19 protein-coding genes are annotated in these 22,755 nt (G+C 72.0%); 8 read left to right on the top strand and 11 right to left on the bottom strand.

Going from position 1 to position 22,755, the window contains the following annotated elements; genetic code table 11:
• The first annotated feature begins 62 nt into the window (after positions 1-62).
• From ACX9TP_RS45780 to ACX9TP_RS45765, 4 genes are all read left to right on the top strand, one after another.
• Positions 63-1,226 carry a TIGR02266 family protein gene (locus tag ACX9TP_RS45780; protein WP_482977028.1) on the top strand — a complete coding sequence of 388 codons (1,164 nt, stop codon included), beginning with the start codon at positions 63-65 and terminating at the stop codon, positions 1,224-1,226.
• Between the two features lie 155 nt (positions 1,227-1,381).
• Positions 1,382-3,514 (top strand): beta-propeller domain-containing protein, encoded by a 2,133-nt coding sequence (locus tag ACX9TP_RS45775; protein ID WP_482977027.1) that lies wholly within the window; start codon positions 1,382-1,384, stop codon positions 3,512-3,514.
• Positions 3,514-3,894, top strand: coding sequence for a hypothetical protein (locus ACX9TP_RS45770; protein WP_482977026.1), 381 nt, complete (start codon positions 3,514-3,516; stop codon positions 3,892-3,894). The genes ACX9TP_RS45775 and ACX9TP_RS45770 overlap by 1 nt, the downstream gene beginning before the upstream one ends.
• A gap of 110 nt (positions 3,895-4,004) precedes the next feature.
• Positions 4,005-5,402 carry an MATE family efflux transporter gene (locus tag ACX9TP_RS45765; RefSeq protein WP_482977025.1) on the top strand — a complete coding sequence of 466 codons (1,398 nt, stop codon included), beginning with the start codon at positions 4,005-4,007 and terminating at the stop codon, positions 5,400-5,402.
• Between the two features lie 29 nt (positions 5,403-5,431).
• Here ACX9TP_RS45765 and ACX9TP_RS45760 read toward each other — a convergent pair whose 3' ends face one another.
• The 11 genes from ACX9TP_RS45760 to ACX9TP_RS45710 form a co-directional block, all read right to left on the bottom strand.
• Positions 5,432-6,145, bottom strand: coding sequence for an esterase family protein (locus ACX9TP_RS45760; RefSeq protein WP_482977024.1), 714 nt, complete (start codon positions 6,143-6,145; stop codon positions 5,432-5,434).
• A 174-nt stretch (positions 6,146-6,319) separates the two neighbouring features.
• Entirely contained in the window at positions 6,320-7,825 is a 1,506-nt protein-coding gene (gene pdxR, locus ACX9TP_RS45755; protein ID WP_482977023.1) for a MocR-like pyridoxine biosynthesis transcription factor PdxR, read from the bottom strand.
• 12 nt (positions 7,826-7,837) lie between these two features.
• A complete protein-coding gene (locus tag ACX9TP_RS45750) occupies positions 7,838-8,443 on the bottom strand; it encodes a hypothetical protein (RefSeq protein WP_482977022.1) in 606 nt (201 codons plus the stop codon).
• Positions 8,444-8,679: 236 nt separating this feature from the next.
• The gene (locus tag ACX9TP_RS45745) at positions 8,680-9,624 is read right to left on the bottom strand and encodes an alpha/beta fold hydrolase (RefSeq protein WP_482977021.1); all 945 of its coding nucleotides are present in this window, start codon (positions 9,622-9,624) and stop codon (positions 8,680-8,682) included.
• On the bottom strand, positions 9,566-10,354 hold the full coding sequence (locus ACX9TP_RS45740) for a MerR family transcriptional regulator (RefSeq protein ID WP_482977020.1): 789 nt from the start codon (positions 10,352-10,354) through the stop codon (positions 9,566-9,568). Before ACX9TP_RS45740 ends, ACX9TP_RS45745 begins: the two co-directional genes overlap by 59 nt.
• Before the next feature lie 139 nt (positions 10,355-10,493).
• Positions 10,494-11,249, bottom strand: a complete 756-nt coding sequence (locus ACX9TP_RS45735) for a DUF5953 family protein (RefSeq protein WP_482977019.1) — start codon at positions 11,247-11,249, stop codon at positions 10,494-10,496.
• Positions 11,246-11,977, bottom strand: a complete 732-nt coding sequence (locus tag ACX9TP_RS45730) for a DUF6310 domain-containing protein (RefSeq protein WP_482977018.1) — start codon at positions 11,975-11,977, stop codon at positions 11,246-11,248. The genes ACX9TP_RS45735 and ACX9TP_RS45730 overlap by 4 nt, the downstream gene beginning before the upstream one ends.
• A gap of 217 nt (positions 11,978-12,194) precedes the next feature.
• Positions 12,195-12,887 (bottom strand): YqiA/YcfP family alpha/beta fold hydrolase, encoded by a 693-nt coding sequence (locus tag ACX9TP_RS45725; protein ID WP_482977017.1) that lies wholly within the window; start codon positions 12,885-12,887, stop codon positions 12,195-12,197.
• Entirely contained in the window at positions 12,884-14,044 is a 1,161-nt protein-coding gene (locus ACX9TP_RS45720) for a serine hydrolase (protein WP_482977016.1), read from the bottom strand. Before ACX9TP_RS45720 ends, ACX9TP_RS45725 begins: the two co-directional genes overlap by 4 nt.
• Before the next feature lie 80 nt (positions 14,045-14,124).
• Entirely contained in the window at positions 14,125-15,087 is a 963-nt protein-coding gene (locus tag ACX9TP_RS45715; protein ID WP_482977015.1) for a hypothetical protein, read from the bottom strand.
• A 158-nt stretch (positions 15,088-15,245) separates the two neighbouring features.
• Positions 15,246-15,839 (bottom strand): hypothetical protein, encoded by a 594-nt coding sequence (locus ACX9TP_RS45710; RefSeq protein WP_482977014.1) that lies wholly within the window; start codon positions 15,837-15,839, stop codon positions 15,246-15,248.
• Positions 15,840-16,010: 171 nt separating this feature from the next.
• Here ACX9TP_RS45710 and ACX9TP_RS45705 point away from each other — a divergent pair, with 171 nt between their 5' ends.
• The 4 genes from ACX9TP_RS45705 (at position 16,011) to ACX9TP_RS45690 (ending at position 22,752) form a co-directional block, all read left to right on the top strand.
• Positions 16,011-17,183 (top strand): AAA family ATPase, encoded by a 1,173-nt coding sequence (locus ACX9TP_RS45705; protein WP_482977013.1) that lies wholly within the window; start codon positions 16,011-16,013, stop codon positions 17,181-17,183.
• Between the two features lie 165 nt (positions 17,184-17,348).
• Positions 17,349-17,783 carry a bpX5 domain-containing protein gene (locus ACX9TP_RS45700; protein WP_482977012.1) on the top strand — a complete coding sequence of 145 codons (435 nt, stop codon included), beginning with the start codon at positions 17,349-17,351 and terminating at the stop codon, positions 17,781-17,783.
• Positions 17,780-19,612 carry a serine/threonine-protein kinase gene (locus ACX9TP_RS45695; protein WP_482977011.1) on the top strand — a complete coding sequence of 611 codons (1,833 nt, stop codon included), beginning with the start codon at positions 17,780-17,782 and terminating at the stop codon, positions 19,610-19,612. Before ACX9TP_RS45700 ends, ACX9TP_RS45695 begins: the two co-directional genes overlap by 4 nt.
• Entirely contained in the window at positions 19,609-22,752 is a 3,144-nt protein-coding gene (locus tag ACX9TP_RS45690; RefSeq protein ID WP_482977010.1) for a bpX6 domain-containing protein, read from the top strand. Before ACX9TP_RS45695 ends, ACX9TP_RS45690 begins: the two co-directional genes overlap by 4 nt.
• Positions 22,753-22,755 lie beyond the last annotated feature (3 nt).

Raw genomic sequence — 22,755 nt, 5'->3', positions numbered from 1 at the left:
ACCCGAACGCTGGCCCGAAGGGCCCGTGGTTGTCCCTTCCCTTCCTTCCTATCCGTGAGCCCATGACCGTCCCCCCTTCCGCCGCGCGCGACACCGTGTTCGTGGTGGACGACTCCCGTACCGCCCGGGAGGTGGTGCGCCTGCACCTGGCCCGGCTGGGCTGCGAGGCCGTGGCGATGGAGGGCGGCGAGGCGTGCCTGGCGGAGCTGGCGCGGCGCGCGCCCTCGCTCATCCTCCTGGACCTGCGCATGGAGCGCATGCAGGGCGACGAGGTGTGCCGCCTCGTGAAGGCGCACCCCGCGGGCCGCAACGTGCCCGTCATCATGTTCACCTCCGCGGGCGAGCCGCACGAGGTGATGCACTGCTGGCGCGCGGGCGCGGACGACTTTTTGCCCAAGCCCGTGGCGATGGAGGCGCTGGAGGCGAAGCTGGCCGCGGTGCGCTCGGCGCGCGAGCAGGCGCAGGGCGCGCCTCGCGGGCGCCGCGTGCTGCTGGTGGAGGGCGGGCGCTTTTTGCACACCTTCCTGGGCGGCGCGCTGGAGCAGGAGGGCCTGCACGTGCTCTACGCGCGCGACGCCGAGGACGCCGCGCGCCTGGCCGCGCTGCACGGCGCGCAGCTGGACGGCTTCGTGGTGGACGTGTCCCGCACGCCCCGCGAGGCGCTGGGGCTGGCCGCGAGGCTGCGCGAGGTGCACTCCCGCAAGCCGCTGGTGCTGTTGTCGCGCGCGGAGGAGTCCGCGGAGGTGCTGTCGCGGGCGCAGGCGGTGTCGGGCGCGCCGCTCTTGGAGAAGCGCCACCTGGGCGCGGACGAGCTGCTGGGCAAGGTGCTGGGGCGGCTGGTGCCGGGGCTCGTCCCGCTGCGCGCCGCGGAGCGCGTGCCCTTCTTCACCGTGGTGGAGTTCGCCACGGCGGGCGGCGCGGCCATGTCCGGCTTCAGCCACGACGCCAGCCCGGAGGGCCTCTTCGTGCGCACCCTCACCCCCGCGCGGGAGGGCGCCCGGCTGTCGTTGAAGGTCCTGCTCGCCGGCCAGCGCACGCCCTGCACCGCCGAGGCGACGGTGGCCTGGTCCAACCCGCCGCACCCCCAGGGCCCCTTCCGCGCGCCGGCCGGCATGGGCCTGCGCCTGGAGCGCATGGACGCGTCGCTCACCCAGCAGTTCGTCCGCTTCGTGCCGCGAACCCTCGGTTTTCCGCTCTCGGGTTCCCCGCGCGCCTCAGGTTTCTGAGAGGCCCCCCGGCTCGCAACCCCCTGGAAATCCCGGTGCCCGGGCCTTCGCGCGCCCTGGCATGAGCGTGGCAATGCGTGCGGAGCCGCTGGCGCAGGTGACGGACTTGAGGTCCGCGCCGCCCGGTGGGGCCGATGACGAAGCGGGAGGGTCTGATGCGGCAGTGGAAACGCTATGGATGGGTGGGGCTGGCGTGGGTGGCGGCGGGCTGCAGTGATGGCTCGAAGACTTCCGGGGTGGAGAACGAGCCGGTCCAGACGGCGGCGAAGCTGGAGTCCTTCGTCGGCTGCGAGGACCTGGAGCGGTACATCGAGGACAGCGCGACGAAGCAGATGCGCGCCTCGCTGGAGTCCTTCAAGGGCCAGGGCGGCGGTGGCTGGGGCTGGTACGGGGGGGACATGCCCCGCTCGGGCGGCGACTCGGCGGGACCGCCGACGGGCGCCCCCATGCCGGCGGAGGACGCCGCGGGCGGCGGCAGCTCCGGGCCGGACAACTCCACGGGCACCAACAACCAGGTGGAGGGCGTGCACGAGGCGGACTTCGTGCAGAACGACGGCACGCGCATCTTCGTGCTGTCCGGGCCCCGGCTCTACATCCACCGCTCGTGGCCGGCGGAGCAGCTGGTGCGCACGGCGGCGCTGGAGGTGGAGGGCTGGCCTCGGGAGATGCTCTTCGACAAGGAGCGCAACCGGCTGGTCATCACCTCGCAGGTGTACGAGCAGCGGCCGGGCCGTCCCTCGCTGACGGGCCGCGGCGGCGCGGAGCCCGCCGTGGACTGCGCGGGCTTCGGCTGTGGCTACCACTACGGCGACACGCTGAAGGTGACGGTGGTGGACGTGGCGGACCTCGCCGCGCCGAAGGTGGTGGAGCAGGTGTACCTGCCCGGCTCCTACCTCAACGCGCGGCGCGTGGAGGGCGCGGTGCGGCTGGTGCTGTCGGACCAGTTCCGCTGGCCGGAGGACGTGCGCTTCTACCCCGACTACTCGCGCGAGCTCTACGAGGACAAGGACAAGCTGGCGGACGCGGTGGACGCGCTCATCGCGAAGAACGAGAAGCTCATCCGCGAGCAGGCGCTGGAGGACTGGCTGCCCGGGGGGCGGCGCGTGGACCCGGCGGGGCACACCACGCCGCTGACGTATTCGTGCACGGACTTCTTCCACGCCAACGCGCCCACGGGCCTGGGCTTCGTGACGGTGCTGTCCATGAACCTGGATGCGGACGCGGCCAACGCGGCGCCGCGCCGGACCAGCGTGGTGACGGCGCCGGGTGAGGTCTACGCCTCGAAGGACTCGCTCTACATGGCCACCAGCCACTGGTGGTGGAGGCCGGAGGTGAGGCAGTCGGACTTCACGTACCTGCACAAGTTCGACATCCGCGAGCCGGGCCAGTCCTCCTACGTGGGCAGCGGCACCGTGGAGGGCCACCTGGCCAACCAGTTCTCCATGGACGAGCACGAGGGCGTGCTGCGCGTCGCCACCACCGTGAGCACCCGGGCCGCGGACGTGACGAGCCCGGACTGGTGGCGCTTCGACACCGTCAACCGCGTCGTCACCTTCGGCGAGCGGGACGGGAAGCTGGAGGAGCTGGGGCGCACCGGGGACCTGGCGCCGGGGGAGCGCATCTTCAGCGCGCGCTTCGTGGGCAAGAAGGGCTACGTCGTCACCTTCCGGCAGACGGACCCGCTCTTCACCTTCGACCTGAGCGACCCGGCCCACCCGCGCATGGTGGGCGAGCTCAAGGTGCTGGGCTTCTCCACGTACATCCACCCGGTGGGCGACACGCACCTGCTCACCCTGGGCGAGCAGCGGGACGAGACGGGCAACTGGAACAGCCGCGCCCTGAAGGTGACGCTGTTCGACGTGACGGACCTGGAGCACCCCAAGGAGGCCTTCACGCAGACGGTGGGCACGGCGAGCAGCTACAGCGAGGCGCTCTACGAGCACAAGGCCTTCAACTACTTCGCGGCCAAGGGGCTGCTGGCCATTCCCTTCACCGACTGGAGCTACGACTACACCGACTACTGGTCCGGCTTCCGCAGTGAGCTGCGCGTGTTCCGCGTGGACACCGCCACCGGCATCACCCCGGTGGGCGCGCTGTCGATGAAGGACGTGTACCAGTCGTTCAACCAGCGCGGCTGGTCCTGGTATTGGTCGCCCATGGTGCGCCGCAGCATCATGGCGGATGACTACGTCTACGCCATCACCGACGGCGGCCTGCGCGTGGCGAAGGTGGACGCGCTCCAGACGCCGCTCGCCACGTCGCTGTTCCTGCCTCCGATGGTGCCCTGATGTCGCTCGCGAAGGGGATGCTGACCGCGCTGCTGCTCGCGGGCGTGGTCGGCTGCGGCACCGAGACCCCGTCGGAGCCGGGGCCGCTGCCCGACACGGTGGTCCAGGCGGCCTCGGACGACCCCCGCCTGCCCGAGGGCGCGGTGCGCAGGTTGACGCTCACCGACCTGCCCGGGGGCTGCAAGGTGGCCGCCACCTGTGGGGATTTGGTGGGCGTGGACTGTGGGGCCGAGGTGGACGGGCCCTACTACTACGTGGAGCGGTTCACGGGGCGCATCGTCGAGTACTGCGGCGGGGCGTGCATGAGGGGGCCGTCTCCGGACAGCCCCTACTGCCGGCACTGCCCGCCGCTCGGGTGGACGTGCAGGGACTCCCCGTAGCCGTCCCGTGACGGGACTGGACCCGCCCTCCCCGGTCAGGCTGGGGAGCGGCGGGGCGTCACAAGCGGGGAGCGCATTCCCTGCCGGAAGGCGCTATAGGCGCGCCTGCCATGACCATCGCCGCGACGTCGTCCCAGTCCGTGAAGACCTACCGCACGGAGCTCCGCGAGCTGAGCCGGCTGGCGTTCCCCATTGCCATCGCGCAGGGCGGCCAGGCGCTCATGGGCCTGGTGGACACGCTGGTGGTGGGGCGGGCGGGCACGTCCGCGCTGGCCTCGGTGGGCCTGGGCAACGGCCTGTTCTTCGCCATGAGCGGCTTCGGCATGGGCCTGATGATGGGCTTCGACCCGCTCCTGTCCCAGGCCATTGGCGCCCGGCACTTCGACCGGGCGCGGGCGCTCCTGTGGCAGGGCGGGTGGATGTCGCTGTTCGCGGGGGTGGTGCTCGTCGCGCTGATGATGCTGACGCCGCTGCTGCTGCCGCTGGCGGGAATCGGCGCGACGGAGGTGGCGGGGGCGACGGACTACCTCATCTGGCGCGCGCCCAGCATGCCGCTGATGCTGGCCTTCCTGACGATGCGCTCGTACCTCCAGTCCACGGCCTTCACCCGGCCGCTGGTGGTGGCCACGGTGGCGGCGAACGTCCTCAACCTGTTCGCGGACATCCTGCTGGTGTTCGGCGGAGCGGACCTGCCGGCGTACTTCGGGCCGCTGCGCGCGGTGCCGGCGATGGGCGTGGCGGGCTCGGCGCTGGCGTCCACGCTGTGCACGGGGCTGCAGCTGGGCATCGTGCTCTGGTCGGTGCGGGCGCGGGGGCTGGAGGGCACGGCGCGGCCCACGCGCAGGCCGGTGTGGGCGGACCTGGCGCAGGCGGCGCGGGTGGGCCTTCCCATTGGCCTGCACATCACCGCGGAGATTGGCGTCTTCACCCTGGCGGGCGTGCTCGCGGGAGGCCTGGGCGCGGCGAGCGTGGGCGCGCACCAGATTGCCATCTCCTTCGCGAGCGTGACGTTCACCGTGGCCATGGGCATTGGCAACGCGGGCAGCGTGCGGGTGGGCTGGGCGGTGGGCGCCAACAACACGCCGCAGGCGCGGGTGAGCGGCTTCACCGCCTTCGCGGGCGGCGCGGGCTTCATGGCGCTGGGGGGGCTGGTGTTCGCCCTCTTCCCGCGCGCGCTGGCGGAGCTGGCCGGAGCGCCCGAGGACGTGCTGCCGCTGGTGGTGCCGCTGCTGATGGTGAGCGCCGTGTTCCAGGTGTTCGACGGCGTGCAGGGCGTGGGCGCGGGCGTGCTGCGCGGCGCGGGCGACACGCGCTTCACGTTCCTCGCCAACATGGTGGGGCACTACGTCATCGGCCTGCCGCTGACGCTGCTGCTGGGCTTCGGGCTGGGCCTGGGCGTGGTGGGCATCTGGTGGGGCCTGTGCGCGGGGCTCGTCACCGTGGCGGTGGCGCTCCTGTGGCGCTTCAACCGCCTGAGCGCCGGTACGCTGCGCCCGCTGGAGGGGTAGGCACGTACCGGCGCGCGGCCCGCCGCGCGCTACCAGGGCAGGTACTGTTGAATCATCTGCCGCCACACGGGCCAGTCGTGGGTGCCGCCTTCCCACACGGCCAGGTGGTTGCCGATGCCCTTCTTCCACAGGAGGCTGGAGAGGTGCTCGTTGGAGGGGCGGCAGAAGTCGTGCTCGCCCACCGCCAGCACCATCTCCACGCGCTGCAGCGCGGACAGCTGCGCGGCGTCGTTGAGGCCCGGCAGCCACTGCGTGCAGGAGTGGAAGTAGACGTCCGAGTCGTTGTGGCCGTCGAGGAACTCGTCCGTCTCGAACTTGCCGCCCATGGAGATGAGGCGGCGGAAGACGTGCGGGTGGCGCAGGCCCACGTTGTACGAGTGGAAGCCGCCGAAGCTGCACCCGGCGAGGGTGAGCCGGCCGCCGGTGCTGCGGCGGGTGAGCAGCGGCACCACCTCGTGGAGGAGGTAGTCCTCCCACTGCTGGTGGCGCATGACGCGGTCATGCGGGTGGGCGGACTTGTTGAACCAGGACTCTTCGTCGACGGAGTCCGGACACACCACGATGTAGCGGCCGGACTGGATGCGGTCGGCGATGGCGCCGATGAGGCCGAAGTCCTCGGCCTGGTAGAAGCGGCCCTTGCTCGTGGGCAGCAGCAACACCGGCTCACCCGAGTGGCCGAAGAGGAGCACCTCCATGTCCCGGTGCAGGCGCTCGCTGTACCAGCGGTGGTATTCGCGGTTCATGCGCGGAAACTTAACCGCGTTGCGTCAAAGGCAAGTACGGGAGTGCGCCTTGCGTGCCCGGGGGGCGCGGGAGTGAACATCCGGCACAGGGAGCCCGCTGGAAGTTCGTCACCCGGCGCGTCTCCCACGTCGCGGCAGCCCCGATGGCCGCGCGGAGCCCGTCACTGAAAGGCCTCAAGGGAGGCTCTTTCGGGGGGGCACGGTGTCGAGCGCCCGTCGGACGACTGCCAGCCCGGCGCGGGTGGCGGCGCGGTTGGCGCCCGCGAAGCCGAAGACGAGCCCTCCACGGCCGGTGGCTCCGAACTTCGAGAGCGGTTGGACCTCGATGCCGGCGCGGGCGCACTCCGCGGCCACCGCGCGGTCGTCCGCGTGCGCCTTGAAGATGCCCGCGACGTGCATGCCGGCCCTCGCGGGACCGAAGTCCAGGCTGCCGGTGAGGACCTTCGCTTCCTCCAGGAAGGTCCGGCGCCGCTCGTCGTAGATGGCGCGCGTCTTTCGCAGATGGCGGGCGAGGTGGCCTTCCTGGATGAAGGCGGCGAGCACGCCCTGGGTGAGCAGGGCGGTGTGGCCGTCGGCGACGTGCTTCGCGTCGACGAAGGCGCCGACGAGCGGCTCCGGCACGATGGCGTAGGCAATCCTCAGTCCGGGGAAGAGGATTTTGTTGAAGCTGCCCACGTAGATGACGCGCCCGTCTCCATCCAGGCCTTGCAGTGACGCGAGCGGGCGGCCTTCGTAACGGTAGTCACCGTCGTAGTCGTCCTCGACGATGTACGCGTCCTGCTCGCGGGCCCAGCGGAGCAGCGCCTTCCTGCGCTCGAGCGACATCTCGTAGCCCAGCGGGTACTGGTGCGCCGGGGTGACGTAGGCCAGGCGCGCGCGCGGCGCGAGCCGCAGGCCGGCTTCCACGTCGAGGCCGTGTTCGTCGACGGGCACCTGGACGACTTCCAGTCCCACCGCGCGCAGGCAGTGCTGCACGGGCTGGTAGCCCGGCACCTCGGCCCACGCGCTGTCGCCAGGGTCGGCGAGCGCCTTTCCCGCGAGCTCCACGGCCTGCTGCGTGCTCGTCACCACCACGACTTGTTCGGGAGAACAGGCCACGGCCCGCATGGCGGAGGCGTGCGCGGCGATGGCCTCACGCAGGGCGGGCAGGCCGTTGCTCGCGCCATAGGCCCAGTAGGCGCTGCCGGGCCGGGCCGCCTCACGGTTCAGGAGGCGATTCCAGACGGCGCGCGGAAACAGCTCGACGGGCGGGAGCGAGGGGGTGAACGGCACCGCCTTGAGGGGCTGGTAGTGGCCGGGATAGCTCCGCAGCGCCGTCGCGCGCCGGGACAGGCGCCGCTCCGGTGTCTTGCCCGTCTTCGCCGAGGCCACGCGCTTCGGTGTCAGCGGAGGCGCGTCGTGTTCGGGAAGGCGGTCGGCCACGAAGCTGCCCGCGCCCCGGCGCCGGACGATGTAGCCCTCGGCCACCAGCTGGCCGAGCGCCCAGTCCACGGTGTTCCTCGCCACGCCGAAGTCCTTCGCGAGCGTCCGGCTCGACGGCAGGCGCGCATTCAGGACGAGCGCTCCGCTGCGGATGGCGGTGCGGATGCGGTCGCAGATGCGCGCGTACGCGGGCTGGCCCGGCGCGGCTTCGAGGCCCGCGACATCGACCGAGAAGATGGAAGCGGCGTGTTTGGCCATCAACTCCCGAGGTTAACCCTTCACCCGGGAGTGCTCGACCACCCAGTTCTTCTCCCACGCCTTGCCGTCGAGGGAGAAGGACTGCTCCCAGCGCGCGGCGTCAGGCCCGAGGCGCGTCCAGCGGAACACGACCTTGATGGGCCGGCCGTCGTCCGTGTCGTCGCCGTAGAACTCGCCGTGGTCGCCGGTGAAGCCGCCCACGACGGGAGGGAACAGCTCGCCCGTCCTGCTGTTGATCCAATACAGGGACCACTGGTGCTTCTCGAGGCTGAACGTACGCAAGGTCATCCCGGACCAGCCCTTCGTGGGGAAGACCACCTCGTCGATGTTCACGACGCCGCCCATGCGGCTCTCGCAGCGGACCGTGTTCGGGAAGACGTCCCAGTCGGTGCTGCCGACCCAGCGCTTCTTCAGGCGCCGGTTCACGCTCGACCAGTTGCCGACGAAGAAGTCGAAGTCGTGGATGTCCCCGGTGGGGAGCTTGGGGAGAGGCGTCTTGCCACCGGAAGGAACCTGGGGGCCGGCGGCGCTCGGGAAGGGCAGGAGGGACATGGCGCCGGCACCCGCGAGGGCGTGGGTCAGCAGCTTCCGGCGTGAAGGGGAGATGAGGAGTGGCATGCGGGAACGCTCGCTCGGGAGGAGGTGTGCCCGAGCAAGATGCGCGCAACCCGGTTGCACGAGAAGCGCCACTTAGGCGGAGGGCCCTGGGCCACTTTTCGCGCCTGGGGCTTCGAGCGAAGTGCCTGGCCCGACCTGACGGCGGGGTGGCTGGCAATGGCGCCGCCGCAATGGGCGTATGGCGGGCTCGACGCACGGGCGACCCGCGGGTTTCCGGGTCGCCGTATCACGTCGAGTCAGTTCTTCGCGATTCCGCGCTCAGCTCCCGGCGGGCCTGCCTTCCTTCGGGTCTCGCCGCGCTCGATGCCTCGCGCGATGTGGTCGGCGATGCGTTCCCACAGGCCCGGGGGGATGTTGTGCCCCATGCCTTCGATGAGGACGAGCTCCGCACCCGGGATTGCCGCGGCGGTTGCGCGCCCTCCACTGACGTCGCACAGGGTGTCGTCGGTGCCGTGGATGACCAGTGTGGGAACGTCGAGGGACTTGAGGAGTCGCGTGCGGTCGCCAGACGCGACAGACGCAACGGCCTGGCGGGCGATGGCGAGCTCGTCGTGGTTGCGGTCATAGGCAAGACCCGCGGTTTCGTAGACGTGGGCCGGCTCGGTCGGGTATCCGGGAGAGCCGACGATTCCATGCGCGCGAACAGCGCGGTCGATGACCTCCTGCCGGGTTGTCGCGGGTGGACCGCCGAATACGGCCGCGAGGGTCTCTTGATGGGCCTGTCCGACGGACATGTCGCCCGTCGTGGACATCATCGAGGTGAGCGAGAGCACCCGCTTGGGATACTGGATGGCCATCACCTGCCCGATGGCGCCGCCCATCGATGCGCCGACGACATGCGCGGCCTCGAGCCCCAGTGCATCGAGGAGCCCGACGCTATCGGCTGCCATGTCAGACAGCGTGTACGTTGCCGATGACAGGTCACCGGCGAGCGCCGCTGGCAGATTCGGAGGTGGCGCGGCGTGGAGGTGCGTCGAGCGCCCGGAGTCTCGGTTGTCGAAGCGAATCACCTGCAAGCGGCGGCTCACGAGCGCGTCGAGGAACCCTTCCTCCCAATGGATGAGCTGCGCCGCCAGGCCCATCACGAGCAGCACGGCCGGGTCCGCCGGGTTGCCGCGACGCTCATAGGCGATGTCGAGCTGCGACGGTCCTACGTTCCTTGCGACTTGCTCGTTCAGCATGTGCGTTCTCCTCCGCGTCGAGCGCGCGCAGCGCGCGGTCCAGGTAGCCCATGAGGGCCGGGTTCCAACCGGCAAGGTCGGTGGGCGGGGCGGCCGTTCGTAGGTGGCTGAGCGCATCCAGGAGCGCGGGGTCGCCTTCCGCGAACTGATGGATGAGCTCGCGCGCTTGAATCGCGACCTCGCGGGCGCGCCCGGTTGACGGGTCATCGCCTGCGTCCATGCACGCGCGCAGCTCGCCTGCCAGTGCCCTCCAATGCTGCTCGTTGCTGCCAGCCGTTCGAGCGGTGGTGCTCCGCTGGCGTGCATCGACATGCCGTTCAAGTCGCGACATCGCCTCGATGGTTCGAAGGAGCCCGGCGGTGTCAACGCTCGAATCGGGCTGGCGGCAGATGCGCCGCAAGCGGTCGCGCAGCTGGGTGAGCTCCTCGACCTGCCGTTCAACGTGTTCGAGGTGCCGGTGCAGCACCGACGCAACCGATGCGCCGTCGTCGATGAACCGCCGGATCTCGGTGAGGGGGATACCGAGATTGCGGAGTACGCGGATGCGGTAGAGACGCTGCACGGAAGCTTCGTCGTACAGACGGTGCCCGCCATCGGTACGTTCTGCCGTGACAAGCAGCCCGATCTCCTCGTAGTGATGGAGCGTGCGCACCGTGAGCCCGGTCAACTTGGCGAGCTCACCGACCTTCCAGGCCAGCCGAGGCGGCGAAGGGCGCGATTCCGGTTTCATGAACAGAAGCTACAACCTCACGTGACGTGAGGTTCAAGCCCCTGCCCACTCCTCACGGTCGTAGGAAACCGTCGGACTCGGAGAGGATGCGGGACAGGGAGCCTGGCCAGTCGCTTCCGCGCGCGGTGCCAACCGACCCTCAAGGGGGGGAGCGCCCGCCAATCTCCGGGAAACGCTCGTAGGCCCGCAGAAGCGAGTCGAGGTGAGCGGGGTTGTCGTAGTCGAGCGGCGTATCCGTAAGCCGCACTATCCACCCTCCCGTCGCGGTACGCCGCGAGTGCGAGAGCCATTCCGCGTCGCGGGCCGGGTCCGGAAAGCCGATAGCCTCCGCGGCAGCCTCCGACCAGTAGTTCAGCCAACCCAGGTAATACGGAATCTCCGGTGAACGGAGGTGCCAAGGCATCTCGAGCATCGGAAGCCCACGGGGTGACCGCTCCGGTCCTGGAGTGGCGCGGCGCAGTTGCTGCGAGACCTCCACGCCGAAGCGCTGCGGCGATGCATGCCCCCAGAACGCGCGAGCGCCCTCCGCGATGCCCTCCAGCACATTTGCTGCGCCCGCGATGATGCTCGCGTCCAATGGCAGGTCCGCGTGGACGTCGAGCAGCGGCTGCCCACCCGGCGCCTGGCTCGCGAGTGTTGCCAACCCTTGCACTGTCACGGGGAAGCGCTCATCACCGTTACATAGGAGCGGGAACTTTCTGTGTCTTGCCAGCTCCGCAAGCCATGCGTCGCGTTCCGGCAAAGGGATGGGGTGCCCTTCTTTGGATACCTTCCACTCCAACCGCAAACCGGAGAGAGCCCGTTCCATTCCGTGGACGACAGCGAGTGGACGGCCATCATCGTCCACGAAGGCAGGCGCGTAGACGGCGAACAGGAGGCGGGTTTGTGTGGTCATCGTTCACACCCCGTGACGACGATATCTAGGGAGGGTTCCAGGCCGAGCAGTGCTTCCTTGTGCTCGTCAGTGCTCACACCAACGACGAAGCCATATCCACAGGCTGCCGCGATGTCTCGCTCGCTCCACATCTCCTTCAGTTGAGCGCCGACCACCTGTTTCCGAAGGAAGAGCGAATACGTGTCGAACTGGTCGGTCTTGATCTCCCACAGCACACGCACGCCGACTTGCAGCGCGTCGAAGCGTTTGCCGTCAACGAGCACATCCTTGCCGGGATAGCGGTTGGGCGGAAATCTGTCGGCGCACCTGTCATGCGCGTCATCTCCGCCCCGGTGCGGCACCGGGATGGGTTCGCACCTGGCGTGGCGTTCGCGCGTCAGGGCCCCGGGCGGCACCGGGGGAAGCACGTCCTGCCCTGAGGGTTCCGGTTCGGGCTCTCGGCTTGCTGACGATTCCCTCGGGGCGGTCTTCGTCTGGGGCGCGGGCGCTGCTTCCTCGGCATGACTTCCCCTCAGCTCGTAGGCATCCAGTGCCTCTTTGATGGCTACCGCCACCAACACCACGCCCGTGACTACGACCGCTCCCACGAGGAGCTCCGGTGCAACCAGGACGCAGAGCCCGATTCCCAGGGTGGCCGCTTCCGCCGAGGCGACCGTGCATCTTCCCGTGGGGTCCTTGAACCGGACCCGGTCATGGTCCAGCGCCTGAAAGCACCGCTCCGCCAGCACCGGCCAGGGCTGGGACGCCTCGCGGACGGCGCACCGCCCCTTGTCCTTCCAGGGCAGCGTCGCCGCTCTCTGAAGGTTGGCCCGTCTCAAGTTCCGGGCCGTGGACGCTCTTGGACCGGGCGCCGACGTCGCGCAGGCCGAGAGGAAGAGGAGAAGTGCGATGCTCGCTTGGAACCGCGTGGCCGTGGTGACGCGCCTTCCTGAGAGGACAGGCACGTTACCGGCCCACGCCCCACGGGCGCAGGAAGTCGTCGGACTCGGAGAGGATGCGGGGGAGGGACGCGGTGAGCTCGTGGCCGTCGTCCACCTCCACCAGGCGGACGTGGCGCCGGCCTTCGGCCCACTGGCGTGAATAGTCGATGAGGCAGGTGTCGTCCGTACGCCCGTGGATGATGAGCGTGGGGACTCGCACGTCGGGCCAGCCGCCCGTGCGCGCGTCCACCGCTTCCGCGTCCGGGATGAAGCCGGAGTGGATGCGCACCTTGCGCTTCTCCGCGAAGTCTTCCGTCTCAATCCAGCCGGCCTTGTTCCAGTGCGCCCAGCCCGCGTCTCCCATGCGCCGGTGGAGCTGCTCCACCACCCGGAACGCGGGCGCCAGCAGCACGAGCGCGCACACTCGCGCGTCCTGCTCCGCCGTGCGCGCGGCGACGAGCCCTCCCAGGCTGGAGCCGAAGAGGACCGCGCGCTCCTCGGACCCTCCGAGCGCCGCGCGCACCGTGGCGAGCATGGCGCTCAGGCGCAGCTCTTCCATCGACGGCACGCGCAGGTTGAGGCGCTCCACGTGAAGGCCCTGGCTCGCGTAGTGCCTCGCCACCGCCACGCCTTTTGTCGAATCCGGCCCCGAGGCGAAGCCGTGCAGGTACAGCCAACGAGGACCAATGGGCGCGGGGACGGGAGGCGGCGTGCTCATGGCGGCGCACTGTACCTGTCGGTCGTCACAGGTGTGCGCTGGAATGCCTTCGTGAGTGTCCGGCCGATTCTCGCCAGCAGGTGCTCCGCTTCGGTGACACGGCGGAAACCCCGGGTACACGCGGCCACGATGATGGGGTGCCCCGGTCGGAATTCGAGGATGCCCACGTCACAGGCGCGCCGGTGCTGTGTGCCCGTCTTGTGTGCCCAGGTGGCTGTCGCTGGGAGCCCGGCCCGGATGCGGGCCCGGCCCGTGTCGCAGCTTCGCATCAGGGACTTCGCGTGCTCGCAGCTCGTGGGACTCAAACCCTCGCAGCGGGCCACCTGCTCCAACAGGCGGCCCATTTCGCGCATCGGGGCGGAGTTGGTGCCCTCCGCGTAGTACGCGTCGAAGGCGGACTCCAGCTCGCTGCCGGTCCAGGCGGGCGTGTGGCCCAGGACTTCGGAGAGGGCTCTTGCTCGCGTCCCGAGCGTGTTCTGTCGGCCCAGCGCTCGCACCTGCTCGGGCGTCAGCGCCGCGCCCCTCGGGTCCAGCTTTCCGTAGACCTGGCGCCGGTCCTCCAGCAGCGAGACGAGCGGACCGAAGCGCACGCCCCTGCGCTCCAGCCCCGCGTTCACCTGGTCGATGCCGACCCTTCCGATGAGCAGGTCCGCCGCCGCGTTGTCGCTGTGCACCATCATGTGTTCGAGCAGCGTCGCCACGGTGAGTGACGTGCCCGGGGGCACCTTCGCCATCGGGTGCATTCCGTCGCGGACGTCCTCGGGTTCGAAGACGATGGGCGTGTCGAGCGCGAGCGCTCCCGCGTCCACCTGGCGCAGCACCTCCAGCATCACGGCCACCTTGATGGCCGAGGAGAGGTACATGGGTGTGCTCGCGTCGAGGGCGTACTCCTCGCTTGTGCTCACGTCGCGGACGTAGAGCGCCAGCTCCCCGTCGAAGTCGCGCGCGGCCGCGTCCACGCCTTCGCGCAGGACGGCTCGCCACGGCGGCTCTGAGACAGCGGCCGCCTTCACGCCTTCGCTCAGGGCGGGGCGCCACGGCGGCTCGGGGACGGCGGCCGCCTTCACGCCTTCGCTCAGGACGGGGCGCCTCGACGGCGGCTCGGAGACGGCGGGCGCGGCACGGGCGGCACCGGCCAGCGTTCCGAGCAGCGTCACGAGAAGTGACAGCCACCTGCTTCCGATGCCGCCGCGCAAGGCGTGCGTCTCCGGGCCTTGTCAGGAGGGGCTGTTACCGCTCAGCCCCCACCGCCTCCGGCAAGGCCCGTGTCTTCGCTCGCGGGCGGGGAGGCGGGGGCCTCGGACTGCTGGCCCGCGCCGCCGATACCCGTGGCGTCCTCGTCGGTGTCAGGGGTCGGCGCTGTTTCCGGCTCCGGTGCCGCCTGCTGCTGGGCCGTGGCGCTGGTGTCCGGAGCCGCGGGCGAAGGCGTCGGCGCCGGAGGAGTGGCGGGCTGCCGGGCCGCGCTGCCTACGGCGGTGGCCTCGGTCGACGAGTCCGGAGTCGCGGGCTGCCGGGCCGCGCTGCCTGCGGCGGTGGTCTCGGTCGACGTGTCCGCAGCGGGTGGCGTCGCGGGCTGCCGGGCCGCGATGCCTGCGGCGGTGGTATCGGTCGACGTGTCCGGAGTCGCGGGCTGCCGGGCCGCGCCGCCTATGGCGGTGGTCTCGGTCGACGTGTCCGGAGTCGCGGGCTGCCGGGCCGCGCTACCTACGGCGGTGGTCTCGGTCGACGTGTCCGCAGCGGGCGGAGTCGCGGGCTGCCGGGCCGCGCTGCCAACCGTGGTGGCCGCGCTCTGTGCCGACTGCCGTGCCGCACCGCCGATGGTGGTGGCTTCGCTCTGCTCGGACTGCTTCGCGGCGCTGCCTGCCGTGGTGTCCTCCGACGCGGTGTCGGATGCCAACGGGCTCGTGGACTGCTTCAGCCCCGCGCCTCCCGTGGCCTGCACCTCACAGTCCTCCTGCTTCTGCTTCGGCGCGGCGCTCATGGACTGCTGCCCTGAGCCGCCCGTGCCCACCACCGAGCAGATGTACTCGGGCTGTTGCTCGGGAGTGGGCGCGCTTGCTCGCGGGCCGACGTGCTGTCCCGAGCTGCTCGTCCCCTGCGTGGGTGGGGGTCTGCTCGTCGAATCCGCGGGTCTGCTCTGGTCATGCGCACAGCCGGTGCCGAGCAGCAGCGCCGCCGCGATGGGTCCAATGACTTTCATGGTCAACCCCGTCTGGTCTGGGCCTGATGCCGGGGAAGGTGAGGCGTGCGTCGCGGAACGAACAGTTGGGGGCTAGTCGGGACGCTCCCCCTATGGGAGGGCTGGCGGGGAGGCTGACGCCCGCCGTGCCGCCCGCCCATGAGGGGAAGAGAGCAGGCTCAGAACCGCAACACCGGACCGGCAATCACGGACTGCAGCGGCCGGAAGCACACGTCCTGGATGTCCTCGGGGATTCGCACATCGCAGAACTGGATGGCCGACGCCACCGACACGCCCCAGCGCTCGCTGAACCAGCCGTCGATACCCACCCGGATGGCCATGCTCGTGGTGTCGAACTTCGTGCGCCGCAGCTCGCCGAAGTCATCCGGCGTGAACGGATTGGACCAGCTCTTCGACAGCCGCGCGCCCACCCATGGGTTGATGGGCTTGTCCCGGAAGAAGCGCAGCCGCGCCTCGATGCCCACCGCCTTGTAGTCGAACTGCGAGCGCTCCAGCTGGTTCGGGTCCGCGGCCGTCGGGAACTTCTCGCCCCACATCTCCGCGACCTCCGCCAACAGCCCCAGAGACAGTCCCACCGGCGCCTCCACCCCCAGATAGCCGTGCAACGTCCCGCCCTTGGCGTGGAAGCCGCTCAGGTGGTCCAGCGCGATGCCCGCGCCCAGCGACGTGTAGCCGTGCCACCCGTCCGCCATCGCCTCCGTGCCCAGGCCCAGCACACCCGCCAGTGCCACCCACTTCGACAGCTTTCTCATGCGCTCCAGTGTAGACCCGGGAGTGTGCTCCCCGGGAGCGCTGTCGCCCCGTCCCCGCGCGTCCGTGTCATGAACGCCAGTGGACCCCCGTCACGGAGAGTCACAGGCGAGTCCCACACCGGACGCGCCGCTCTTCGCGCCGGTCGAGTCCGGCGGTTAGGCTCACGTCCCATGTCCGTCTCCTTCGAAGCCGCCGCCTCCGCCGTCCGCGATGCCCTCACCGACGCGGGGCGCGGACTCGTCGAGCGCGAGGCCATGGTGGAGCTCGTCGCCCTGTCCGCCGTGGCCGGCGAGCACCTGCTCGTCATCGGCCCGCCCGGCACCGCGAAGAGCGAGGCCGTGCGCCGCACCGCTCGCGCCCTCGGCGGCTCCTACTTCGAGTACCTCCTGGGCCGCTTCACCGAGCCCTCCGAGCTGTTCGGCCCCGTGGACCTGCGCAAGCTGCGCGAGGGGCTCGTGGAGACGGAGACCTCCGGCATGCTGCCCGAGGCCGAGGTCGCCTTCCTCGACGAGGTCTTCCTCGGCTCCACCGCCATCCTCAACACGCTGCTCGGCATCCTCAACGAGCGCACCTTCCGCCGCGGCCACACGCGCATGCGCTGCCCGCTGCGCGTCTGCGTGGGCGCGTCCAACGCGCTGCCCGAGGACGACTCGCTCGCCGCCTTCGCGGACCGCTTCCTCGCGCGCATCTTCGTCGAGCCCGTGCCCGACCCCCGGCTGGAGGAGTTGCTCGCGGGCGGTGCCTCGCTGTGGGGCGAGGGCGAGGCGCGCTCCACCTCGCTGGAGTCCCTGGACGTGCTCGCCCGGGCGGCGCGCGAGGCGGACCTCTCGTCCGTCCGTCCGCTCCTGGCGCATGCGCTGCGCACGCTGCGCTCGGCCGGCATCGGCCTGTCCGACCGCCGCGCGGTGAAGGTGCAGAAGCTCATCGCCTCCGCCGCGGCCCTCGCCGGACGGCACGTGCCCACGACGGCGGACCTGTGGCCGCTCGTCTACGCCGTGCCCACGAAGGAGGCGCAGGCGCTGGCTCGCGACGTGCTGCGGGATTTGCTCGCGGCGTCGGAGAACCCGGCCCTGGCCGCCGCCGCGCTGGAGGCCAGCGCGGGCCCGCGTGCTCGCGCGCAGCGCATCGCCACGGCGGGACAGGTGCTGCTCTCGGAGCGGCCCGCGAACGGTGACGTGGAGGCGCTCGCCGCGTGGCGGCTGAAGCTGGAGGGCGTGGCGCGGGAGATGGACGCGGGCTTCGCGCCCGAGGCCATGCCCGAGGACCTCAAGGCCCTGCGGGCCCAGGTGTCCGCGGCGCTGGTGTCCGAGGCACCCATTGCCGCGCCGGGCGTGGCGGCCTGAGCGCCGCACGGTCAGTCGGCTTCACGGGCTCGCGTCGCTGCTCCCCGCTGGCAGTCCCGGCGGCGGAGTCGCTGGAGCGTGTCGGCGGGTATGATGAATCAGTGGCCTCTGCCGAGCATGGGCGCGGCATGAGGGGGGACGGGCATGGGTAGCGAAGGAGTACCGGTGCGTTGGGGACCCCGGGCCGAGCCGCTGGAGCCGCTCGCCGTCGCGGGTGAGGGCGCCGTGGCGCTCGCGCTCGCGCGCCGGGTGCTCTCCGAGACGGACGCACGGCTGGCGGAGTGGAGCGGGGTGGCCGGGACGGGGGTGCTCGTCCTGCTGGGCCCCGCGGGCTCGCTGCCGTGGGTGGATGGCGCCGTGTACCTCGGCAGGGACTCCTCCGCGCCGTCGCTGCTGATGCCGTGTGCGCTCGCGCCCGACGTGGCGGCGTCGATGCTGGAGCGCGCGCTGCTCGCCCGTGTGGGGCACGGGGGGCCTCCGGTGGCGGTGCTGCCCGCGTCCGGTCACCTCGTCCCGGTGGGCGCGGCCCGGCCCGTGGCCCGCCTCACGCTCACCGCCTGGCTGGAGCCAGCGCCGGGGACCGCGGGGGTGACGCCATGAGCGCGCTGCCTCCGGCGCTGCGGCCCTGGGCCTCGCAGCTCTCCCTGTTCCCCGATGACCTGGTCCTGCACCTGGGCCCGTACGTGGCGCGGCTGTCCGCGGCGCTCGGCGCGCTGCGCCCCCGGGGCGAGGCTGACGGTGGCGAGCCTCAGGGCTACGACGGCCTCACCCGACGCGGCACCTACGACCGGATGCTGGTGAGCGAGTGGCTGTGGGCCCTCGAGTCTCCGGACGAGCTGGTGCGTCGCGCGGCCTTCGGCGAGCTGTCCTTCCTCAAGCCCGCGTTCCGCCAGCCGCAGGGGGCCCGCCGCACCGTGGCGCTGCTGGACGCGGGGCCGGACCAGCTCGGCGCTCCGCGCATCGCGCACCTCGCGCTCCTCATCGTCCTGTCCCGTCGCGCCGAGGCCGCGGGCGCCGCCTTCACTTGGGCCGTGCTCCAGTCCGACCCCGGCAAGGGCGCCTTCTCCGAGGTGACGGCGAGCACCCTCAATCCCTGGCTCGCCGCGAGAGACCTGGCGCCTTCCACGGATGAGCGGCTCGCCGCGTGGCGGGACGCGCTGTCGCTCGACGCCGCCCCGGAGGATGCGTGGCTCGTGGGCGACGCGCGCCTGTCCCGGCTGCCGAAGGCCACCGGCCTGTCCCGCGTGGAGGTGGCCGAGGTGCTGGTCCCCGGCACCCGTCAGCTCACCGTGGACGTGCGGCCCGCGTCGCGCGCCTCGCGCTCCGTGCTGCTGGACCTGCCGCCGCCCGACACCAGCGTGCGTCTGCTCAGAGCCCCGCTCCAGCAGCCCCGCGTCGCGCCACCGGTGACACCGCGCCCCGCGCAGCCCTCGGCTCCGCTGCGCACGTTCTCCTTCTCCGCGGATGGCAAGCGGCTGCTGCTCTACCGCGAGGACGGCAGCGTGGGCGCCATGGCCATTCCGCACTCCATCCGCGCCACCGTGCCCAAGGCCCGCCGGGTGACGCCGCTTCCGGGGCAGGTGGTGCTGGGCACCGGCTGGCGCCACAACGGAGGCCTCGTCATCCTGTCGATGCGCGAGGGCGAGTACATGCTCCACGGCCAGCTCCGGGGCTCCTCGCGCAGCACGCTGAACACGAACATCTTCCAGTGCGAGCTCACGCCCGTGCAGCTCCCGCCGCCGACGGGTGGCGGGAAGCCGGGCCGGCTGCTGAGCTGCGAGGACTCCAACGGCAACGAGCGCCTGCTGCTGACCGGCGTGGACGAGAACCTCTACCTCGTCGAGGAGGACCGGACCACGCGGCGCATCAGCGTCTTCCTCGTGGCCCAGGGTGTCACCGCCGCGGCCGAGGTGAACCGCAAGGTGGTCTTCGTGGGGCGCCCCCGGATGTCGGAGTCGGAGACGCAGTCGTCTGGCGCCTGGCTCGGCGTCGTGGAGAAGGACCGCGTGCGCCACGTGCTGCTCGGCGGAGAGGACGGTGACGCGTACTTCGGCTACACGGACGAGTCCGCCCACCCCGACGCGGGCCTGCTCGCGGTGCGCGACGAGCCGGGCACCTGGCGGCTGTTCCGCTCGGGTGAGGCACAGGAAATCCACTTCTCCACGGACATGAGCGTGGTCGGCGTGGGCACGTGCCGCGACGCCCCGAAGGACCCCGGGCTGCTGGTGCTCGACGAGGACCGGCGCACGCTGTGGCTCATCAGTCCGCAGGCCCGCTACCGGCTGACGGTGGCCTGGGACGGAGTGATGCACGCGGAGGTCAGCCATGGGCTGCCGGTGCTCGGGTGGATGCTGAGAGGGGGCACGCTGGTGCTGAGCAACCTGCGCGAGGGCGGCATCCTCTACCAGGCGATGCCGAGGGCGGGATGATGGGCACGACCTCCACGCCGCTGCGTCCCCGGAGGCACCTGCACCGGGGCACCGTGCGGGCCTCCGCGCTCTGGTTCGACCCCGCGCTGCTCGGTGAGGGCGAGGCACGGCGCCGCGTGCTCGCCACGTGGACGCCGGGCTCCGCCGTGTTCTCCGTGGCCGGGGGCTACCTGCTGCGCCTGTCGCGGCCGTGCGCCGTCGCCAGTGACTCCGCGCCGGGGTTGCCGCTCACGCTGGAGCAGGGCGTCCTCTCCTCCGCGCCGCTGTCGGCCGCCGAGCGCGGGCACCCGGACCTGCGCGACGGCACGGTGGTGCTGGTGCGCGCGGGCCGGGCCCACGTCCACGTGCTGACGGGCGCTCGCGCGGTGGACCTGTCGGAGTGGCTCGACGTGTCCGCGTGGGTGACGCTGCCCGTGCGCGGACTCGGTGCGCCGCCGCCGCCGGTGCCCGCGCTGGAGCCCCTGCCGCCACCCACGCGCGCGTTCTTCGGTTCCTCCGTGCCTACGCTCGCGCCCGAGGCGCAGGTGATGCTCGCGCGCATGCAGGGCAGGCCTCCTCCGGAAGGCCTCGTGGTGGCGAAGCCGCCGGGCCTGCTGGCGCGGCTGCGCGCGGCGCTCTTCGGTGGCCATGAAGCAGGCCAGGCGGGGGCACCCACCGCCGTGCGTCGCGCCGGCCTGCTGGCGCGGCTGCGCGCGGCGAGGTCGGGGCGGGACGCGGGTGCTGGCTCTCCGGCGGGAGCGTCCGGTCCGGGGTTGCTGGCGCGGCTGCGCGCGGCGTTCCGGTCCGGGACGGCTTCGGGTGCTGCGGCGCCAGCCGGTGTCTCGAGCGTCGCCCGCGGGCCTGGCCTGCTCTCCCGGCTCGCCGCGTGGTTCCAGCGGGGCGCGCCCGCGCAGTCGCTGCCCTCTGGGGCTCGCGGCGCGGCGGGCGGCCCGCGGCGCGGCTCCGCTGCGTCGAAGCCGCGCCGTCCCTCGCTGCTGAGCCGGCTCTGGGCGTACTTCGCCCCCACCGACGAGCACATGGACGGCGCCACCGCCGGCGCCGGTGGCAGGTCCGGCGCCGCGCCCTCCGGCCCTCCGCCGGAACCTTCCGGGCCCGGCATGTTGTCCCGCCTGTCGGAGTGGATGCTGCGCAACACGCCGCTCGGCGAGCTGCTGGGACGGCGCAAGGCGGAGTACGTGCGCCGCCTCTTCGACCTCTTCGAGGAGGGCAACCTCCAGGAGGCGCTGCGCTACGCCATCCCCCTGGGCACCAACGCGCTGACGGAGGACGCGCGCATCGCGCTCGGCGTGCCCGGCCCGCGCGAGTCGCTCTCCATCCAGCCCTCCCGGGGCGGCGCCGCCTCCGTCTTCGCCGGGGGCGAGGCGCTGTTCTCCGCCCTCAAGGAGCGCTACCGCGACGCCTTCCGCCGCTTCGAGCGCGAGGGCCGCATCGACGAGGCGGCCTTCATCCTGGCCGAGCTGCTGGGCGCGCACGAGGAGGCCGTCTCCTTCCTGGAGCGGCACGGTCGTTTCAAGCTGGCCGCCGAGCTGGCCGAGGGCCGCAACCTGTCCCCGGGCCTGGTGGTGCGCCAGTGGTTCCTCGCGAGGGACGTGGCGCGCGCGACGGCCATCGCCCGGCGCGGCGGCGCCTTCGCGGACGCGGTGCTGCGCCTGGAGCGCACGCACCCGGAGGAGGCCCGCGTGCTGCGCCTGCTGTGGGGCGAGACGCTCGCCGAGTCCGGCGACTGGGCCCGTGCGGTGCAGGCGGTGTGGCCCATCACCGACGCCCGCGAGCTGGCGCGCGGCTGGGTGGAGCGCGGCGTCGCGTGCGGCGGCGCGAGCGGCGCGCGGCTGCTCGCGCTGTGGGTCACCGCCTTCCCCGACGGGCTCGCGGCGGCACGGGCCCGGGTGCGCGAATTGCTCGACGACGATGCTCCGGAGCGCGCCCCCGAGCGCTTCGCCTTCGCCCTCACGCTGGCCGGCGAGTCGCCCTCCGTGGGCCGCACCGCGCTGGTGGTGCCCACGGTGCGCGCGCTGCTGCGGGACAGGGCCGCGGGCCGGGCCCGCTTCACCTCCGACTTCCTCAACCGCCTGCTGCGCGACGCCCCCGACGGCACGCTGCGCTCGGACCTGCCCCCGCTGACGGAGCGCTCCCGCACCGAGTGGAGCACCGACGTGTCCCGCCCTCCCGTCCACGCCACCGTCCGCGAGACGGACGACGGCGCCTTCCCCGTCCACGACGCGGTGGCGCTGCCGGACGGCCGGCTCCTGCTCGCGCTGGGGGAGGCGGGCGCGCGGCTGGTGCGCGCGGACGGACAGCCGGTGGCGCACTTCGACGTGCCAGCCTTCGCGCTGGTGCCTTCCGTCCACGGAGACCGGGCCCTGGCGCTCGCGCCGCGCGGCGAGGTGCAGCGCCTGTCGCGCCTGGACCTGGTGGCGCGCCGGGCCACCCCGTGGTGCGACGCGGAGGTGCACGCCTGGGCCCCCACCTACGACGGCAGCGTCTGGTTTGTCTTCTCCCACTGCACGGTGATGATGGTGGACGCGCTCGCCAGGGACTTGCGCGCGCTCTGGCGGGTGCCGGACTTCCAAAGCCGCTCCGTGTTCGCGATGGCCGTGGATGCCGGGCGGCTCAGCTTCGTCGTCAAGGCGCAGGAGCGGTGGACCTACGACTTGCCGCAGGGACCCACGCTGCGCGCCCGTACCTCGCTGACGCCCGACAACCGCTCCTTCGGGAACATCCCCCCGTTCTGCTCGCTGACCGCGGATGGCGAGGCGGCCGTGGTCGCCGACACCCCGGTCCACGACCCACGCTTCACAGAGGCGCCCGACGCGCGCACCCCCCCGCGGTTCGAGCTGCGCACCTTCTGGCTGAAGCCCGCGGGGACCCGCTCGGCGATGCCACCGGAGAGCCACCGCGCCGGACGTCAGCAGCTCCACCTCTCCGAGAACTGGCGGGTGGACGTGCTGCGCTGCACCGGCCACTGGCAGCTCCACCTGACGGACGCACGCGGCACCGAGCGCGCCCTGCTCGTCTTCGAGGGGGACAGCGGGCCCCAGGTGCGCCTCACCACCACCGCGCTGCTGGCCTTCGACGCGCGCGGCCGGGTGCTGTGGCTGGACCTGGAGGAGGGCCTCGCCCGGCACGTGGCCGTGCGGTGACGC

The organism is Pyxidicoccus sp. M15 (genome assembly GCF_056858435.1).
The sequence above is the reverse complement of the archived record's forward strand: the minus strand, read 5'-3'. Positions and strand labels throughout refer to the sequence as shown.

Bases quoted from the DNA above. Each gene is read 5' to 3' on its own strand.
- ACX9TP_RS45780 (WP_482977028.1), top strand. From the start codon at position 63: ATGACCGTCCCCCCTTCCGCCGCGCGCGACACCGTGTTCGTGGTGGAC.
- ACX9TP_RS45775 (WP_482977027.1), top strand. From the start codon at position 1,382: ATGCGGCAGTGGAAACGCTATGGATGGGTGGGGCTGGCGTGGGTGGCG.
- ACX9TP_RS45770 (WP_482977026.1), top strand. From the start codon at position 3,514: ATGTCGCTCGCGAAGGGGATGCTGACCGCGCTGCTGCTCGCGGGCGTG.
- ACX9TP_RS45765 (WP_482977025.1), top strand. From the start codon at position 4,005: ATGACCATCGCCGCGACGTCGTCCCAGTCCGTGAAGACCTACCGCACG.
- ACX9TP_RS45760 (WP_482977024.1), bottom strand. From the start codon at position 6,145: ATGAACCGCGAATACCACCGCTGGTACAGCGAGCGCCTGCACCGGGAC.
- pdxR (WP_482977023.1), bottom strand. From the start codon at position 7,825: ATGGCCAAACACGCCGCTTCCATCTTCTCGGTCGATGTCGCGGGCCTC.
- ACX9TP_RS45750 (WP_482977022.1), bottom strand. From the start codon at position 8,443: ATGCCACTCCTCATCTCCCCTTCACGCCGGAAGCTGCTGACCCACGCC.
- ACX9TP_RS45745 (WP_482977021.1), bottom strand. From the start codon at position 9,624: ATGCTGAACGAGCAAGTCGCAAGGAACGTAGGACCGTCGCAGCTCGAC.
- ACX9TP_RS45740 (WP_482977020.1), bottom strand. From the start codon at position 10,354: ATGAAACCGGAATCGCGCCCTTCGCCGCCTCGGCTGGCCTGGAAGGTC.
- ACX9TP_RS45735 (WP_482977019.1), bottom strand. From the start codon at position 11,249: ATGACCACACAAACCCGCCTCCTGTTCGCCGTCTACGCGCCTGCCTTC.
- ACX9TP_RS45725 (WP_482977017.1), bottom strand. From the start codon at position 12,887: ATGAGCACGCCGCCTCCCGTCCCCGCGCCCATTGGTCCTCGTTGGCTG.
- ACX9TP_RS45715 (WP_482977015.1), bottom strand. From the start codon at position 15,087: ATGAAAGTCATTGGACCCATCGCGGCGGCGCTGCTGCTCGGCACCGGC.
- ACX9TP_RS45710 (WP_482977014.1), bottom strand. From the start codon at position 15,839: ATGAGAAAGCTGTCGAAGTGGGTGGCACTGGCGGGTGTGCTGGGCCTG.
- ACX9TP_RS45705 (WP_482977013.1), top strand. From the start codon at position 16,011: ATGTCCGTCTCCTTCGAAGCCGCCGCCTCCGCCGTCCGCGATGCCCTC.
- ACX9TP_RS45695 (WP_482977011.1), top strand. From the start codon at position 17,780: ATGAGCGCGCTGCCTCCGGCGCTGCGGCCCTGGGCCTCGCAGCTCTCC.
- ACX9TP_RS45690 (WP_482977010.1), top strand. From the start codon at position 19,609: ATGATGGGCACGACCTCCACGCCGCTGCGTCCCCGGAGGCACCTGCAC.